This window comes from Asticcacaulis sp. AC402 (assembly GCF_000495835.1).
In the GTDB taxonomy this organism is placed as follows: domain Bacteria; phylum Pseudomonadota; class Alphaproteobacteria; order Caulobacterales; family Caulobacteraceae; genus Asticcacaulis.
In genome coordinates this window covers 13046-27302 of sequence record NZ_AWGC01000012.1, presented here as the reverse complement: position 1 = coordinate 27302, position 14257 = coordinate 13046, and the positions used below count along the sequence as shown (strand labels likewise).

The 14257-nt window shown below is 60.7% G+C and carries 14 protein-coding genes; 4 read left to right on the top strand and 10 right to left on the bottom strand.

The annotated features are described in order from the left end of the window. Positions 1–84 precede the first annotated feature (84 nt). The 4 genes from ABAC402_RS26510 to ABAC402_RS26495 all read right to left on the bottom strand — a co-directional run bounded on the left by ABAC402_RS26510 (position 85) and on the right by ABAC402_RS26495 (position 4332). Positions 85–639, bottom strand: coding sequence for a hypothetical protein (locus tag ABAC402_RS26510; protein ID WP_023448726.1), 555 nt, complete (start codon positions 637–639; stop codon positions 85–87). A gap of 14 nt (positions 640–653) precedes the next feature. Beyond that, complete coding sequence (locus tag ABAC402_RS26505) at positions 654–950, bottom strand: autorepressor SdpR family transcription factor (protein ID WP_023448725.1); 297 nt, start codon at positions 948–950, stop codon at positions 654–656. 608 nt (positions 951–1558) lie between these two features. Beyond that, the gene (locus ABAC402_RS26500; protein WP_023448724.1) at positions 1559–1921 is read right to left on the bottom strand and encodes a hypothetical protein; all 363 of its coding nucleotides are present in this window, start codon (positions 1919–1921) and stop codon (positions 1559–1561) included. A 185-nt stretch (positions 1922–2106) separates the two neighbouring features. Further along, complete coding sequence (locus ABAC402_RS26495) at positions 2107–4332, bottom strand: fused MFS/spermidine synthase (RefSeq protein WP_023448723.1); 2226 nt, start codon at positions 4330–4332, stop codon at positions 2107–2109. Positions 4333–4868: 536 nt separating this feature from the next. On the opposite strand from ABAC402_RS26495, the gene htpG reads away from it, so the two are divergent. Next, a complete protein-coding gene (htpG, locus tag ABAC402_RS26490) occupies positions 4869–6764 on the top strand; it encodes a molecular chaperone HtpG (protein WP_023448722.1) in 1896 nt (631 codons plus the stop codon). A 225-nt stretch (positions 6765–6989) separates the two neighbouring features. On the opposite strand, the gene ABAC402_RS26485 is transcribed toward htpG, so the two are convergent. Beyond that, positions 6990–7727 (bottom strand): creatininase family protein, encoded by a 738-nt coding sequence (locus tag ABAC402_RS26485; protein ID WP_023448721.1) that lies wholly within the window; start codon positions 7725–7727, stop codon positions 6990–6992. Between the two features lie 184 nt (positions 7728–7911). Between ABAC402_RS26485 and acs the strand changes: the two genes are divergently transcribed. The 3 genes from acs to ABAC402_RS26470 all read left to right on the top strand — a co-directional run bounded on the left by acs (position 7912) and on the right by ABAC402_RS26470 (position 11151). Beyond that, the gene (acs, locus tag ABAC402_RS26480) at positions 7912–9852 is read left to right on the top strand and encodes an acetate--CoA ligase (RefSeq protein ID WP_023448720.1); all 1941 of its coding nucleotides are present in this window, start codon (positions 7912–7914) and stop codon (positions 9850–9852) included. Positions 9853–9950: 98 nt separating this feature from the next. Then, on the top strand, positions 9951–10487 hold the full coding sequence (locus ABAC402_RS26475) for a hypothetical protein (RefSeq protein WP_023448719.1): 537 nt from the start codon (positions 9951–9953) through the stop codon (positions 10485–10487). Between the two features lie 154 nt (positions 10488–10641). Beyond that, positions 10642–11151 carry an MOSC domain-containing protein gene (locus ABAC402_RS26470; protein WP_023448718.1) on the top strand — a complete coding sequence of 170 codons (510 nt, stop codon included), beginning with the start codon at positions 10642–10644 and terminating at the stop codon, positions 11149–11151. On the opposite strand, the gene ABAC402_RS26465 is transcribed toward ABAC402_RS26470, so the two are convergent. The 5 genes from ABAC402_RS26465 to ABAC402_RS26445 all read right to left on the bottom strand — a co-directional run bounded on the left by ABAC402_RS26465 (position 11127) and on the right by ABAC402_RS26445 (position 14202). Next, entirely contained in the window at positions 11127–11747 is a 621-nt protein-coding gene (locus ABAC402_RS26465) for a glutathione S-transferase family protein (RefSeq protein ID WP_023448717.1), read from the bottom strand. The genes ABAC402_RS26470 and ABAC402_RS26465 overlap by 25 nt on opposite strands. Further along, positions 11744–12040 carry a DUF1905 domain-containing protein gene (locus tag ABAC402_RS26460; protein ID WP_023448716.1) on the bottom strand — a complete coding sequence of 99 codons (297 nt, stop codon included), beginning with the start codon at positions 12038–12040 and terminating at the stop codon, positions 11744–11746. The genes ABAC402_RS26465 and ABAC402_RS26460 overlap by 4 nt, the downstream gene beginning before the upstream one ends. Beyond that, entirely contained in the window at positions 12030–12659 is a 630-nt protein-coding gene (locus tag ABAC402_RS26455; protein ID WP_023448715.1) for a DNA-3-methyladenine glycosylase, read from the bottom strand. The genes ABAC402_RS26460 and ABAC402_RS26455 overlap by 11 nt, the downstream gene beginning before the upstream one ends. A gap of 257 nt (positions 12660–12916) precedes the next feature. Further along, a complete protein-coding gene (locus ABAC402_RS26450; RefSeq protein WP_023448714.1) occupies positions 12917–13738 on the bottom strand; it encodes a hypothetical protein in 822 nt (273 codons plus the stop codon). Between the two features lie 5 nt (positions 13739–13743). Further along, positions 13744–14202 carry a DUF350 domain-containing protein gene (locus ABAC402_RS26445; RefSeq protein WP_023448713.1) on the bottom strand — a complete coding sequence of 153 codons (459 nt, stop codon included), beginning with the start codon at positions 14200–14202 and terminating at the stop codon, positions 13744–13746. Positions 14203–14257: the final 55 nt, after the last annotated feature.

Below are 14257 nucleotides of genomic sequence, written 5' to 3'. Positions count from 1 at the left end.
CCTACGCAATCCGATAAAGTGGACGCCACTTTATCGGATTGCGCTCCAGAGCGAGATGGCGTTTCTAACTAAAGCCATTCCGCTCTAGGCGGATGTCCCGGCAGGGCGGCGCAGGACGATCGTCAGAAGGCTCATCGAGACGGTGAAGCCCGCGGTCATCCACAAGACGGATTGCCCGCCCACGACGACAGCGGCCAGCAGGATGGCGAAGGCCCACATCAAGCCATGCAGGATGTGCAGCACGGAATGATGGCTTCGCGCGCCGGTCGGGCTGCCGCGTTTCAGGTGCATGATGGCCGCCAGCAGCGCGACGGCGAAGGCGCCCAGCGCGGTCGCCGAAGCCAGGGGTATGCGGATATCCTGCGTCGCCAACAGCCACACGGCCAAGCTGGCCAGGCCGCCCAGGACCAATATCCAGCCGGCGACCCGCGAAGCCGTCTGCGGTTCGCTCCTCGGCAGGACATTGCCGGCACCAATCATCAGTATACTGAATATACTGCCGATGTATTGCGCAGCGGTCGCGGTTTCCATCAGGCCTGTCATCTTGGCGACGGCGATCGCCAGGATCAGCGCCACCAGGACGATGAGGGCGACGACGGAAAACAGGGCGGGCTTTGCGGGGGTCGTGGGATCTGTCATGGGAGAATCTCCGTTCAGTCTGGTGATGAATCCGGCTTGCTTACGGTGTGCAACTGCCAGCCGAAGGCCTGGGCAAAACCCAGCATGGCCTCTTCGAGAACCGACATCTGCAGGTGATAGATGACGCTCTGGGCCTGTTTTTCCGAGGCGATCAGACCCGCCTCACGCAGGACGGCAAAATGCGCCGACATTGTGGGTTTGGAGACCTGAAAGGCCGCCGCCAGGTCTCCGGCCGACATCGGCCTTTGGCGCAGCATTTCGAGAACGCGTCGGCGGGTCGGATCGGAAAGGGCTTTGAAAATCAGGCTCATAAATTTGTATTTAGCTAAATATCGAAATAGAGTCAAGCGCGATGTTTTTGGCGGAAATGTTTCTTTCTCACCCTCCCCTTGTGCGGCGAGCGCAGTCGGTTCTTATACCAAGCCTCATAAAGAATGACGCTCGGTATTCGCATTTTTCAGCTCAAGCGCCGCATGGCTCCTCGCGTAAGCTCGGGCGGGCAGTCGCCCTTGCCAATCCACGATGAGTCAAGGTCATCGTGGATTGGTATTTGAGCGCAATCCGATAAAGTGTGACGCACCCGCACGGGCGCTCCCGTTTTCGGATAAACTGCGCGACAAAACAAAAAAGCAGAGCGTGGTTTTGGGTCTATCAACACACGTCCCGCTCTGGTCGTGCCCGACACTACGGTAAGGTTTACCCAAATGGTTTCCCAAAATTTTGCGGCGCGGCATTTCGTAGCGCGCCGAACAATCAGGGAAAGGGCGGCGAGAGAAAATCGCCGCCCAAAATTCTGGTTAATTCAACTTCAGCTTAGCGAGTTCGTAGTCCGACAAAGTGTGAAGCACCTCTCGGACAAACTGCGCGACAAAACATAAACTGAGAGCGGAGTTTTGATTCCATCAAAACGCAACCCGCTCTAGATTACCGCTTCGCGGACCATCTCGTCTTCGTCCTCGTCGTCTTCCTCGTCCTCTTCGCCGCCCATGTCCATGTCGACGCATTCGAGGATTTCGATCGTCCCGCCGGTGATGAGATGGGGGTGGCCGTCGCTCAAAGTCCGGGCCTCATCGAGGTCGGCGGCGATGATGATCGAATAGCCGGTGGCCTGGCTCATGACGCTGCCGCCGACCGAAGTCCGGTCCGCCAGGGGCGCACCGCCGTCGATGATCTTGTCGCCCAGCTTGTCGAAATAGGCCGTCCAGGCGTCCATGGTAGCTTCGATCTCTTCAGGCGCCGTCGGCTCGGAGCCGCCAAAATACAGGAACAGGTAGCGATTCATGGTGTGACCTCTGTTGTTTTCGGGCAGCCGGGCTTCAAGTGATGGGAGAGTCTCGGCTGCGGGGATTCGCCCGTCACGTGTGGGCGAATCCCGCTTAGGCGCGGTCCATGACACTCTTGTGCCAGTTCCGTGACAGGAGACTCACATTGGCGTGACATGCCACGTCTTCAGGTGTGGCGGCAACTTCAATACTGCGGCCGGAACATCGCCCCTATGACGTTCATGTAGTCGTCGGTCCAGGCCTTGACCTTACCCGGGCTGCGGCCTTCCCAGCGCGGATCGGCAAGGAAGGGGGCCAGGGCCCGGTCGCTCTTGCCCGCCACGACGACGATCGAGGCCGTGCGGATCCGGCTGTCTTTGGCCGCCGCCGGACTGACCTGAGTGAGGGATACGCCACCTGCCTGAAGCACCGCCGCAATGACGGGGCTGCGCAGTTCCAGGTGCCGGTTGCTGAGATGGAAAACCACCACCCCGTCGTCGCTCAGCTTGGACAGGTACATGGCGATTGCCTCGGCGGTCAGCAGATGCGCCGGCACGGCGTCGGATGTAAAGGCATCGACCAGCAGCAGGTCCAACTCACCTTGCGGCAAAGGCGCCAGGGTCAACCGGGCATCGCCGGTGCGGAAGTCGACCGGGCCCTGGGCGCAATGCGAGATAAAGGTAAAGCGTTCCGGATTGCGCGCGAGGCGCATCACTTCGGGGTCGATCTCATAGAAGGTCAGGCGATCGCCTGGCCGGACATAGGTGGCAACCGTACCGACGCCCAGGCCCACGGTCGCCAGCTCCAGCGACGGACTGCGAGCCTGCTGCAGGGTAAAGGTCTGGCCGATCGCCGCTTTCGGTCCGTAATAGGTGAGGGCCTGGCATTGCGTCCCGGCCAGCCGGCGTTGGGCGCCGTGCAGGGTTGTGCCATGAATCATTTCGCGGATGGGCCCCAGCGTCGGGTCTTCAACATCCGACACGCGGATGACGCCGAAAAAATTGCGATCGGTTTCGATCAGGTTGCCCGGATGGTTGAATACCTGCAATGCCATGGACACCAGGACGGCGATGAGCGCCATCAGCAGTCCGCGATGGTGCAAGGCGATGATTGAGACGATGGCGATGGCGAAAAAGGTTTTGGCGAGAGCGCTGCCCAGCTCCTCGGAAACCGTTACAAAACCGAGACCTGCCATGGCCAGCGCGGCGACGATCCCTGTCGTCAGCCAGATGACGTCGCGACGGACCCAGCCATCCCCCCACGGCCGGGCGGCGCACGCTACCGCCAGGATCAGAATGTACTCGAAAATGGTGTCAAACAGCACCGGGGCGACGAAGGCGTTGAAGCCGCCGCCGATCACACCACCCAGGGACAGGCAGAGATAGTAGAGGGTGAGGTGACCCGGCGCCGGCCGGGCCTGGGCCAGGGCGGTGTGGCACACCCATGCCGTCAGGAAGAAACACAAAAGGTGGACGAACAGGTGGAGCAGGATGCTGCTGGTCTGCAGCGGCAGCAGGTACAGGCATACGCCAAGCCCGAGGGCCTGGGCCAGCAGGAGATATTTGCGGCTGATGATCTGGCGGCTGGAAAAGGCAAGGATGAACGTCACAAGGTAGAGGGCCAGCGGGATTACCCAAAGGAAGGGGGCGGTGGCGACGTCGGTCGAAAGATAGGTGGTGACGCCAATCATCAGGCTGGACGGAATGGCGGCCAGCGCCACCCACTTGGCCATGGTCAGCAGGTCCGGGCGCGGCGTGGCGGCATCGTGTTCGGCCGCTGCAGTGCGGGCCTTCTGGGTGAGGCCCAGCAGGATGATCATGGCGGCCAGGACGCCGTAGCCGAGGCTCCAGCCCAGGCGTTGATGCGTCAACAGGGTCAGGGGCTCGACGAGGATCGGATAGGCCAGCAGCGACAGCAGGCTCCCCAGGTTGGAAGCGGCATAGAGGTTGTAGGGCTCCGGTGCTTTTCCGGTGGTCGGATCGAGCGCAGCGGTGCGGGCGAACCAGGCCTGGACCAGAGGGGCGGTGGCCGACAGGACGGCGAAAGGCGCGCCGATCGACAGGGTCAGCACGCCCAAAAGCCACAGGATAGGCTGCTCCGGATTGGGTGCCCCCAGCACGCCGGACACATGCAGCGGCAGGGTCAGCCCGGCCAGGGCCAGCATGATACCGTGGACCAGGACCTGGGTCTTGAAGCCCTTGAGCTTTTGCAGCAGGTGGGCGTAGCCGTAGCCGGCCAGCAGGGCGGCCTGGAAGAAGGCCATGGAGGTGTTCCACACGGCCGGCGCGCCCCCCAGCATCGGTAGCAGCAGCTTGCCGACCATGGGCTGGACGAAGAAGACGAGGAAGGCGGAGGTGAAAACGGTAACGACAAACAGCGCCGGTGGGCGCGACAGGACGGGCACGGCAGGCGCCGTCGCGGAGCTGGACATGGGGTTCCCTCGTGTCAACCAGATGACGCAGACTTAAGGTGTTATGCTTAATAGGTGTTTATAGCGGGAAGATTGAACGACATTAGGCTGCTGTGAGTTTTTTCACCTTTTTGCCGGCAGGAGAGGCAGGGCCTCCGCGTTTTGGCCAGGTTCCGGTCGAGCCCGACAGGGACCTTGCCTGGGCCACTACTGTGGTGAAGCAAGTGATTGAAAACTGGCAGTCTTTCCTGTAGTGACCGTCAGCCTGGCTCGCGATGCGCTTGGCTGACAGGGATGCGGGTAGAGGGGGTTGCTTCGCCAAATGCGCTCAGTGTTCATTGCGAAGCGTGTTCAAATGCTTTTGTACAACACTCACCAAAACATGTTTGTGCCCTTGAAATTCTCGCGTGTCGAAAATATCTGATGCGTCGGGTCTAAATTCAGAGCGCAATCCGATAAGGTGTGCAGCACTTTGCGGAAAAATTGCGTGACAAAACAAAAACTTAGGGTGGGGTTTTGATTCGATCAAAACGCATCCCGCTCTAGCGAGGCATGCCATGACAACGACCGTAGACGCTTCCAAATCCGAACAGCATGCATTTGAAGCTGACGTCAGTCGCCTTCTGCATATGATGGTGCATTCGGTGTATTCCGACAAAAATGTCTTCCTGCGTGAACTGATTTCAAATGCGGCGGATGCCTGTGAGAAACTTCGCTACGAGTCGATATCGAATGGCGGACTCGTCAGCGACGGTGAGCCCGCGCGTATCCTGATTTCGCTGAACGAAGAGGCGCGGACTCTGATCGTCGACGATAACGGCATCGGCATGAGTCGCGAGGACATGATCGATGCGCTTGGGACGATTGCAAGGTCGGGAACCCGGCTGTTCCTGGAGCGTATCGAAGCCGCCAAGGCGGGCGATAAGGCGGAGTTGATCGGCCAGTTTGGCGTCGGCTTTTATTCGTCCTTTATGGTGGCGGACCGGGTCGACGTCGTATCGCGCCGCGCTGGACAGGCCGAAGCCTGGCTGTGGTCTTCGGACGGACAGGGCAGTTATACGATTGCCCAGGCCCCCGAAACCGAAGGTCTGACACGCGGTACGCGCGTTGTTTTGCACCTCAACGAGGATGCAAGGACCTATACCAGCAAGTGGACCGTCGAAAAGATTATCCGCGACCAGTCCGGTCACGTTCCCGTGCCGATCAAGCTGATCGAGAAAGACGGCGCTGACCCTGTCAGCGTTGCCGATGGCGTGGCGCTGTGGACCCGGCCCAAGAGCGAAATATCCAAAGAGGACTATGCCGATTTCTACCGCGGCATCTCAGGACAGTACGACGATCCGCTGATGAACGTGCATTTCCGCGCCGAAGGCAGGCATGAGTATACGACGCTGGCCTTTGTGCCGGGGTCTCAACCGTTTGACCTCTTCGATGCCGACCGTGCCGGCCGAATGAAGCTCTATGTGAAGCGGGTGTTCATCACCGACGACGCCGAGCTGTTGCCGCGTTACCTGCGTTTCGTGCGTGGCGTCGTCGACACCTCTGACTTGCCGCTCAACATTTCACGTGAAATGATCCAGCAGAGCCCTGTCCTCACCGCCATTCGAAAAGGCGTGACGGGCCGAATTTTGACGGCAATTGAGACCTTGGCGGACTCCGATCCTGAAGCCTTTGACAAGGTGTGGGGCCTCTTCGGCGCCGTTCTTAAGGAAGGGATTTACGACGACCACGAACGGCGCGAGCAGCTGTTGAAGCTGGCGCGTTTCCGCACGACGGCGTCGGGCGATGGCATGCGCAGCCTGGCCGATTACGTCAAGGACATGAAGCCGGGCCAGACGGCTATCTACTACATTACGGGCACAAACCTCGACCAGTTGCAGGCCTCGCCGCAACTGGAAGGCTTTCGCGCCAAGGGCATTGAGGTCCTGTTGCTGACCGACGTCGTGGACAGCTTCTGGGCGCCGACCGGACAGACCTTCGAGGGAAAGGCTTTGGACTCCGTAACCCAGGGATTGGCGGATCTGGATGCCGTCGCGGGCGAAGATGCCTCCACGGATGAAAAGCCTGAAACGTCGGAAGCTGTTGCCGAATTTGTCGCGTTTGCCCGCGAAGCCCTGAAGGATGAGGTTGCAGATGTACGCATCTCCTCACGCCTGACTCAGAGCGCTGTTTGTCTGGTGGCCCCCGAAAACGGACCAGACCGGCAACTTGAGAAGATCCTGAAAAGTGCCGGCCGGTTGCAAACGGCTTCCAAGCCCGTGCTGGAGATCAACGCCCAGAGCGAGTTGGTAAAACAGATCTCCGGTCGGTCAGAGGGAGCGGCGAGGGAGGATGCCGCGTGGTTGTTGCTCGACGAAGCCAGAATTCTCGACGGCGACAAGCCGGCGAATCCGCGTGCTTTCGCCGAGCGCCTGTCGAGGCTCTTTGCCACCGCTCTGGCAGTGGAACGTTAGCAGTCTGTCGGATTGAAAACTTAAGTCGTTGATTTAATTCAAGATCGTAGTTTCGGCCTTGAATTTAAATGTCTATAAAATCAATAGCTTATGTAGAAGCGTGACGCCCAATCCGACAGGCTGCTAGAGCGCAATCCGATAAAGTGGACGCCACTTTTCGGAAAAATTGCGCGACAAAACAAAAAGTTAGAGCGGGGTTTTGATTCCATCAAAACTCATCCCGCTCTAGTCCGCGTCGAACTTGGCGATATCTTCAATCAGCCCGGTGACCGAGGCGGCGATGATCGCGCGGCCGTCTTCGACGGTAGCCAGGGATGAGTCCGAGCCGATGCGGCCGTCGGGGAACCGCGCCCGGTAATCCAGCGCGTCGCGGATCGGGCCGCTGGGCGCGATTTGCGGCTCCATCAGGTGCGATTTCACCCGGTCGGGATAGGCGGCAAAGGTCACGGCGATCTCTGATGGGGTGGCATGGGTGCCGTGGCCGGTCGGGTAAATCCTGGCGCAAAGGCGTGCAATGCCGGGAAGGTCCCACCAGTTGCGCAGCTTCAGGATGAAGGGGCAGGCTTCTGCAGAGTAAGAATAGTCCGAATAGATCTCGGAAAAGGCCGCCTCTATGGTGGCGACATTGCCGCCGTGGCCATTGAGGAAATAGATGCGGTCGAAGCCATGTCGCGCCAGCGAGTTCACCCAGTCGGAAATCGCCGCCATGAAGGTCGATGGCCGCAGGGAAATCGTACCGGAAAAGCCGAGGTGATGCTGGGCCATACCGATATTGAAAGTCGGCGCGATCAGAAGGTCGCCCTCCTTTTCGGCGGCATGGGCGATGATTTCCGGACACAGCCAGTCTGTACCCAGCAACCCCATCGGGCCATGCTGCTCATTGGAGCCGATCGGGATGATGACGGTGCGCGACGACTTCAGGCGCGCATCGATCTCGGGCCAGGTGGAAAAAGCCAGCAGCATGTCTTGAACTCCTGTCGCAAACTGCGACGTCTTAAGACGTTTATTGCGGGGGCGCCATCTTTTTCGCATTGGTCTTATGGACTTCGGATTCGCGTTTCCCTAAGGTCCGGGCAACGAAAAATCCCGTTGGTTCTTTTGGGTCGCAAAGGGGCCAGAACGAGAAAATGCAGAGGAAACTGCCGCCATGCCAGATCATTTTTTCCGCGTTCCCGGCGACTTCATCCGTCCTGGCACCCTGACCGCCAGCGGCCTGAAAGCTCAGCATGATGGCTTCGCCGCCGACCCCGAACATTACTGGCGATCCTTAGGCGATGCCCTCGACTGGATTAAGGCGTACAGTCAGGTCAAGGACGTGTCGTTCAACCGCTCGGACTTCCGCATCCGCTGGTTCCACGACGGTGTCCTCAACGTTTCGGCCAACTGCATCGACCGTCACCTGCGTACCCGCGCCGACCAGACCGCCATCATCTTCGAAGGCGACGATCCCGGCGTTTCCGAACACATCACCTATGCCCAGCTGTCCGAAGCGGTTAATAAACGCGCCAACCTGCTCAAGGCCCACGGTGTCAAGAAGGGCGACCGCGTCACCATCTACATGCCGATGGTGCCGGAAGCTGCCTACTTCATGCTGGCCTGCAGCCGTATCGGCGCGGTTCACTCGGTCGTCTTCGGCGGTTTTTCGCCCGACAGCATCGCCGGCCGGATTCTCGATTGCCAGTCGGACATCGTTGTCACCGCCAATGAGGGTTTGCGCGGCGGCAAGACCATCCCGCTAAAGGCCAATGTCGATCTCGCCCTGCTGCAATGCCCCAAGGTCCGGCATGTCCTGGTGGTCGAACATACGGCTGCCCACTATCTGACCCATAGCGGCCGTGACATCAGCGTTCCCAAGGCGCTGGAAGCCATGTCGGCTGACTGCCCGCCCGAGCCGATGAGTGCCGAAGATCCCTTGTTCATCCTCTATACCTCGGGCTCCACCGGCAAACCCAAGGGGGTGCTGCACACCACGGCCGGCTACCTCGCCTGGGCGGCCTATACCCACAAGACCGTGTTCGACTACCAGGATGGCGACGTCTACTGGTGCACGGCCGATATCGGCTGGGTGACCGGCCATTCGTATGTGCTGTACGGGCCTCTGGCCAATGGCGGCACCACCCTGATGTTCGAGGGCGTGCCCAACTATCCGACCGTCAGCCGTTTCTGGCAGGTGATCGACAAGCACCAGGTCAACATCTTCTACACCGCCCCGACGGCCATTCGCGCCCTGATGCGCGACGGCGAGGTGCCGGTGAAAGCATCGTCGCGCGCAAGCTTGCGTTTGCTGGGTTCGGTCGGCGAGCCGATCAATCCCGAAGCCTGGCTGTGGTACCACAGGGTGGTCGGCGACAGCCGCTGCCCCATCGTCGACACCTGGTGGCAGACCGAAACCGGCGGCATTCTGATTTCTCCGGTACCGGGTGCCACGCCGCTGAAACCAGGCTCCGCGACCCAGCCCCTGCCGGGTGTCCAGCCCTGCCTGGTCGATGCCGAGGGCAAGGTGCTGGACGGTGCCACCGAGGGCAACCTGTGCCTGACCGACTCATGGCCGGGGCAGATGCGCACCGTTTTCGGTGACCATGCCCGTTTCCTGGAAACCTACTTCTCGACCTATCCCGGCATGTATTTCACCGGTGACGGTTGCCGCCGCGACGAGGACGGCTATTACTGGATCACCGGCCGGGTCGATGACGTTCTGAACGTCTCGGGCCACAGGCTCGGCACGGCCGAGGTCGAAAGTGCCCTGGTTGCCCACAGCGATGTTACCGAGGCCGCGGTCGTCGGCTACCCGCACGATATCAAGGGCCAGGGAATCTGGTGCTACGTCACCCTGAAACAGGGAATTGAAGGCACGGACGCGTTGAAGGTCGAGCTGCGCAACTGGGTGCGCCGCGAGATTGGACCGATCGCCTCGCCGGACGTCATCCAGTTCGCGCCGGGCTTGCCCAAGACGCGGTCGGGGAAGATCATGCGCCGCATTCTGCGCAAGATCGCCGAGGGGGATGTGTCGAACCTGGGCGATATCTCGACCCTGGCCGATCCGTCGGTGGTGGCGGACCTGATCGAGGGCGCCAAGGGGCTGAACTAAGCTTATTTTTCCCTTATGGAGTAAGGGCGCAATGCCGCCTCCGCCCTTATGTCCATGCGCCTATACTGACGGGCTAAACACCCCTCAGGAGGACCGTCATGGACAAGCCGAGCGACGATCGCAACTTCCAGACTTCCACCGGTAATGCCCCGGATTTGTTCGGCGAGAACGCCGGCCAGAGCCAGTCGGCCGCCGAGCAGGACCAGAACCTGGGCGGCATGAACCCGTTCCAGAGTGGCAGCGCTTTTGCCGCCACGGCCGGCTTGACGGGCAATCTGTCCGTCCAGGGCGGCACGGCACGTGACGCCTCCGCCGCCGGCGATCCGACCTATGCGACTGAGGTCCAGGAAAATGCCGCTGAGGTCATCGCCGACGACGCCGGCGGCGTTACCCAGGCACCGTACGACGGCGATAACCTGAATGCCGATCCTTCGGAAGCCAACGCCGTCGACTTTGTCACCTACGAGGGCAAGACGGTGTTCTCGGCCCACGAACTGAACCAGGCCGGCGAGGACAAGGAATACTTCCCTCCGGACAAGGACCACAGGTTCGACGCCCCCAAGGACGCCAATGACCACGCCCTGACTCCGGACGTCGAGGTCAAACCAGACAATACCATCGGCAAGGTCGGCTAAGCGCCTTCCAAAAAGTGTGACGCATTTTTTGGATCAGAAAGCGCGTAAAAACAAAAAACCAGAGTGCCTGTCTGAAGCAATCTGATCGGAACACGCTCTGGCCCCCCAAGGCGAAACAGGCTAAGGCCGGGAGATCAACTTACCGGCTTTGCCTATGCTCAATCCCAAATCCCCCCTTGCCAAGCTGATGACAGCGCCGGCCCGGCCGGGCACGGTCACCTGGATTGGCCTCCGCCCCGATCACCTCTTGGCGATGACGTCGGTCGACCATGCCCGGATGATACGCGGCAAGGGCCTGGAGGGCGACCATTACATGGGCCGCAGCGGCGCCCGCGATATCACCCTGATCCAGGCCGAGCACCTGACCGCCATCGCCGCCTTCCTGGGCCGGAATGAGGTGACACCGGACCTGCTTCGCCGCAATGTCGTCGTGTCAGGGATTAATCTGCTGGCCTTGAAAGGCCGGCAATTTTTCCTGGGTTCCGCACGTCTTGAGATGACGGGGGATTGCCATCCGTGCTCACGCATGGAGACCATTTTCGGCCCAGGCGGTTACAATGCGGTGCGCGGCCATGGCGGTATCACGGCGCGGGTTCTGGAGGACGGCGAGGTGCAACTCGGCGATGCCTTGACCGTGGTTCAGGGTGTCTCGGACGAGGCATAGGGCACAAAGGCCGGGCGTTCACGCAGGCGTTCGTAATAGTCACGCACCCGCGGCAGGTCGGCATGGTCCAACGGTGTCGCCACCCAGCGATGGACCGAGAGGCCAATGGCGATATCGGCCAGGCGGAACTCCGGCCCTGAAACATAACCACCCGCCTTCGCCAACTGGCCGTCGAGGATGGTCATCACCCGGTTCCACGCCGCCACCGAGGCGGTAATGCGGGCGGGGTCGTCATAGCCGGGCGTGCGCCGCGCCAACGCCAGAAAGCCGTAGACCCAGGCGGCGTTGAGATCGGTCGCCTGCCAGTCAAGCCACTGATCGACCCGCGCCCGCGCAACCGGCTCTGCCGGATAAAGGTGGTGACCGTGACAGTTGGCCAGGTAGCGGATAATGGCGTTGGATTCCCACAGCACCAGGTCGCCGTCGAACACCACCGGGATCTGGCCGTTCGGATTCAGCGCCAGGAAGTCCGGCGTATCGACCGACCGGAAACCGACGCCATAGTCTTCGCGTTCAAAATCGAGGTTCAGTTCATCGCAGGCCCACAACACCTTGCGCACATTCAACGACGATTGCCGGCCCAGAATTCTGATCATGATTTCACCTTGAGTTCGATTGTGGCTTCGTCTTCATCGTTCAGCCCCTCCGCCTTGCGTACCGCTGCCTTGACCGGCAGGAGATAGCTGCCGGACGCCTTTTCGGGAAACAGGGAGGTTTGCCAGGCGGTGGCCCCGATACGCGCTTCGACGCCGACTGATCCCCAGGCACGGCGGTCCTGGATCTGGCACTTGATCTCGAAAGCAACATCGCCGGGCAGGGTGACGAAGACCCACGACGCCGGTGCCCCGCCTTTCCAGCGCCACAGCTTGCCGGTGAAGCTATAGATCACGGCCCATGTCTCCGCGCTTGACGGCGCCATACCACGCCCACAACAGGTGGGCGGCGATTGACCGGTAGGGCGACCAGGCCCTGGCCCGTTCAGAGCAGTATGTTTCGTCCGGTCGGGCTTCGAGTTTGTCGAGCCAGGCGACGGCTTCGCGCAGGGCGACATCTCCGACCGGGAACAGGTCCAGCCGGCCTTCCGAGAACATCAGATAGACCTCGGCGGTCCAGCGGCCGATGCCTTTCAGGGCCAGCAGCTTGTCGGCCGCGGCATCAACATCGAGGTCTTTCAGGCTGCCTGTATCGAAAGTGCCGGTGTGGATGGCTTCGGCCAGAGCGCGGGCATATTTGATCTTGGGGCGCGAGAGGCCGTAGCTGCGCATCAGGTCGTCATCGTGGCTGAGCACGGCTTGCGGGCTGACCTGACCGAGACCGGCGTGCAGACGCGCCAGTATGGTGTCGGCGGCCTTGACCGACAGTTGCTGCTCGACGATGAGCCCGAGCAGGGCCGCAAAGCCCCTTTCGCGCAGGCGATACTGGATATGGCCGAAGCGCTCGGTGAGCGGTTTTAGTTTCGGGTCGGCGGTGGCCAGTGCGGTCAGGTGCAGGGGATCGAGCGGCGTCATGGCCGCTGAATATCACCGGATTCGCCGGTTTCTGACAGTAATACCAAGCCTCATAAAGAATGACGCTTGGTATTCGCATTTTTTCAGCTCAAGCGCCGCATGGCTCCTCGCGTAAGCTCGGGCGGGCAGTCGCCCTTGCCAATCCACGATGAGTCAAGGTCATCGTGGATTGGTATAAGAGGGAGGGAACCACGGATTGGCACGGATAAACACGGATTATCTGTGTTTATCCGTGTCCACCCGTGGTTCCAAAAATTCTACGACTTGATACAGCCCACCTGCGCAACGCGATATTCACGCCGTAAAGTATCCGAGACGATACCGTAATTGGCCTTGGTGATGACGGCCTCGTTGTCGAAGTCGGGCTTGATCGCCGCGGTGCTCGCCACTTTCGCCAGGGTCTGCGGCGTCGAGCTATAGATGCGGCCGCGGCGCGGCTTTTCTTTAATGGTAATGCCGATCACCCGGCTATTGTCGTCAAGCACCGGTCCGCCGGCCAGCTTGTTAAGATCGCCGCGAATACCATTGGTCTTTCCGGCTCGGGCCCAGGCCATGACGGTTTCCGGTTGGTCGCCGCGTTTGGCGCGTTTCAGGGTCACGGTGCCGATGTAGCGCGCGGTCGCCTCGCCAGGCAGATCGGAGGGATAGCCTGGCATAAAACCACGGACACCAGCCTCGATTGTGGACGGATCGGCGAGCGAGAGGGCGCGTCCAGCGCCTTGGGTGACGCCGATAACGTAGCCATCGACGCTCTTGACGTCGCGCACGGTGAAGGGAACACCAAGATTGCCGCCAATATTCAGGAAGGGGTGGGGGCAGCCGGCGATGCTTTCGCGGGCCATGATCCACTCGCCCGACGCGGCAATGGCGAAGGCCGTCCCGGTCATTACCCTTTGATCATCCGTCGGCAGGTTAATGATCGAACCGGCAGAGAAGGGGGTAAAGGTGGCGAACAACGACATCTCACCGACACCTGGCGGCGGCGGCGCTTCCGGCAGGGCGGAATTTTCGTGCCAGGCGCCAGGAACGATCACCAGGATCGCAATCGCCGCTGCATAGAGGAGCCAGTCGGCCTTCATGGCGATTAGCTGGAAATGGCGGCGGCGAGGATCAGGGCGGCAGCCAACTTGGCAGCCACCAGCAGCACCGCGGCAGAACTCTCGCCATCGTTGATGCGATTGGGAAGCCCTGCCAGCAGAAAGTCGACCAGGCGGAAGACAAAGAGCTGCAGGACGATCGTGGCACCGCCCCACAGCAGGATTTCACGCCAGGAGGTCGCAGCCGCCAGAGAGGCGGCCAGCGGAATGGCCAGGCCGATAACGACCCCGCCATAAGCCACCGCTGCGGCCGAATTGCCCTCGCGGATCTGCTGAATCTCCTTATAGGGCGTCAGGATGGAATAGATGAAGGCGCCAAGAAAAAGCAGCAACAAGGTAATGCCGGCATGTGCCAGGGTCGTTGGGAAACCTTCGCTAAAGGCCTGGATTTCGGGCCGCAGGATCTCCGGCGATAGAAAGTCGAGATTAAAGGAGTCGGATGTCATGCGGTCCCCTAAGCAATCCAGGAAAAGCGTTTTCACTTTTCCGTAAGCACTGTGC

Excerpts from the sequence above, each read along its gene's own strand:
- ABAC402_RS26510 (WP_023448726.1), bottom strand. The coding sequence starts at position 639 with ATGACAGATCCCACGACCCCCGCAAAGCCCGCCCTGTTTTCCGTCGTC.
- ABAC402_RS26505 (WP_023448725.1), bottom strand. The coding sequence starts at position 950 with ATGAGCCTGATTTTCAAAGCCCTTTCCGATCCGACCCGCCGACGCGTT.
- ABAC402_RS26500 (WP_023448724.1), bottom strand. The coding sequence starts at position 1,921 with ATGAATCGCTACCTGTTCCTGTATTTTGGCGGCTCCGAGCCGACGGCG.
- ABAC402_RS26495 (WP_023448723.1), bottom strand. The coding sequence starts at position 4,332 with ATGTCCAGCTCCGCGACGGCGCCTGCCGTGCCCGTCCTGTCGCGCCCA.
- htpG (WP_023448722.1), top strand. The coding sequence starts at position 4,869 with ATGACAACGACCGTAGACGCTTCCAAATCCGAACAGCATGCATTTGAA.
- ABAC402_RS26485 (WP_023448721.1), bottom strand. The coding sequence starts at position 7,727 with ATGCTGCTGGCTTTTTCCACCTGGCCCGAGATCGATGCGCGCCTGAAG.
- acs (WP_023448720.1), top strand. The coding sequence starts at position 7,912 with ATGCCAGATCATTTTTTCCGCGTTCCCGGCGACTTCATCCGTCCTGGC.
- ABAC402_RS26475 (WP_023448719.1), top strand. The coding sequence starts at position 9,951 with ATGGACAAGCCGAGCGACGATCGCAACTTCCAGACTTCCACCGGTAAT.
- ABAC402_RS26470 (WP_023448718.1), top strand. The coding sequence starts at position 10,642 with ATGCTCAATCCCAAATCCCCCCTTGCCAAGCTGATGACAGCGCCGGCC.
- ABAC402_RS26465 (WP_023448717.1), bottom strand. The coding sequence starts at position 11,747 with ATGATCAGAATTCTGGGCCGGCAATCGTCGTTGAATGTGCGCAAGGTG.
- ABAC402_RS26455 (WP_023448715.1), bottom strand. The coding sequence starts at position 12,659 with ATGACGCCGCTCGATCCCCTGCACCTGACCGCACTGGCCACCGCCGAC.
- ABAC402_RS26450 (WP_023448714.1), bottom strand. The coding sequence starts at position 13,738 with ATGAAGGCCGACTGGCTCCTCTATGCAGCGGCGATTGCGATCCTGGTG.
- ABAC402_RS26445 (WP_023448713.1), bottom strand. The coding sequence starts at position 14,202 with ATGACATCCGACTCCTTTAATCTCGACTTTCTATCGCCGGAGATCCTG.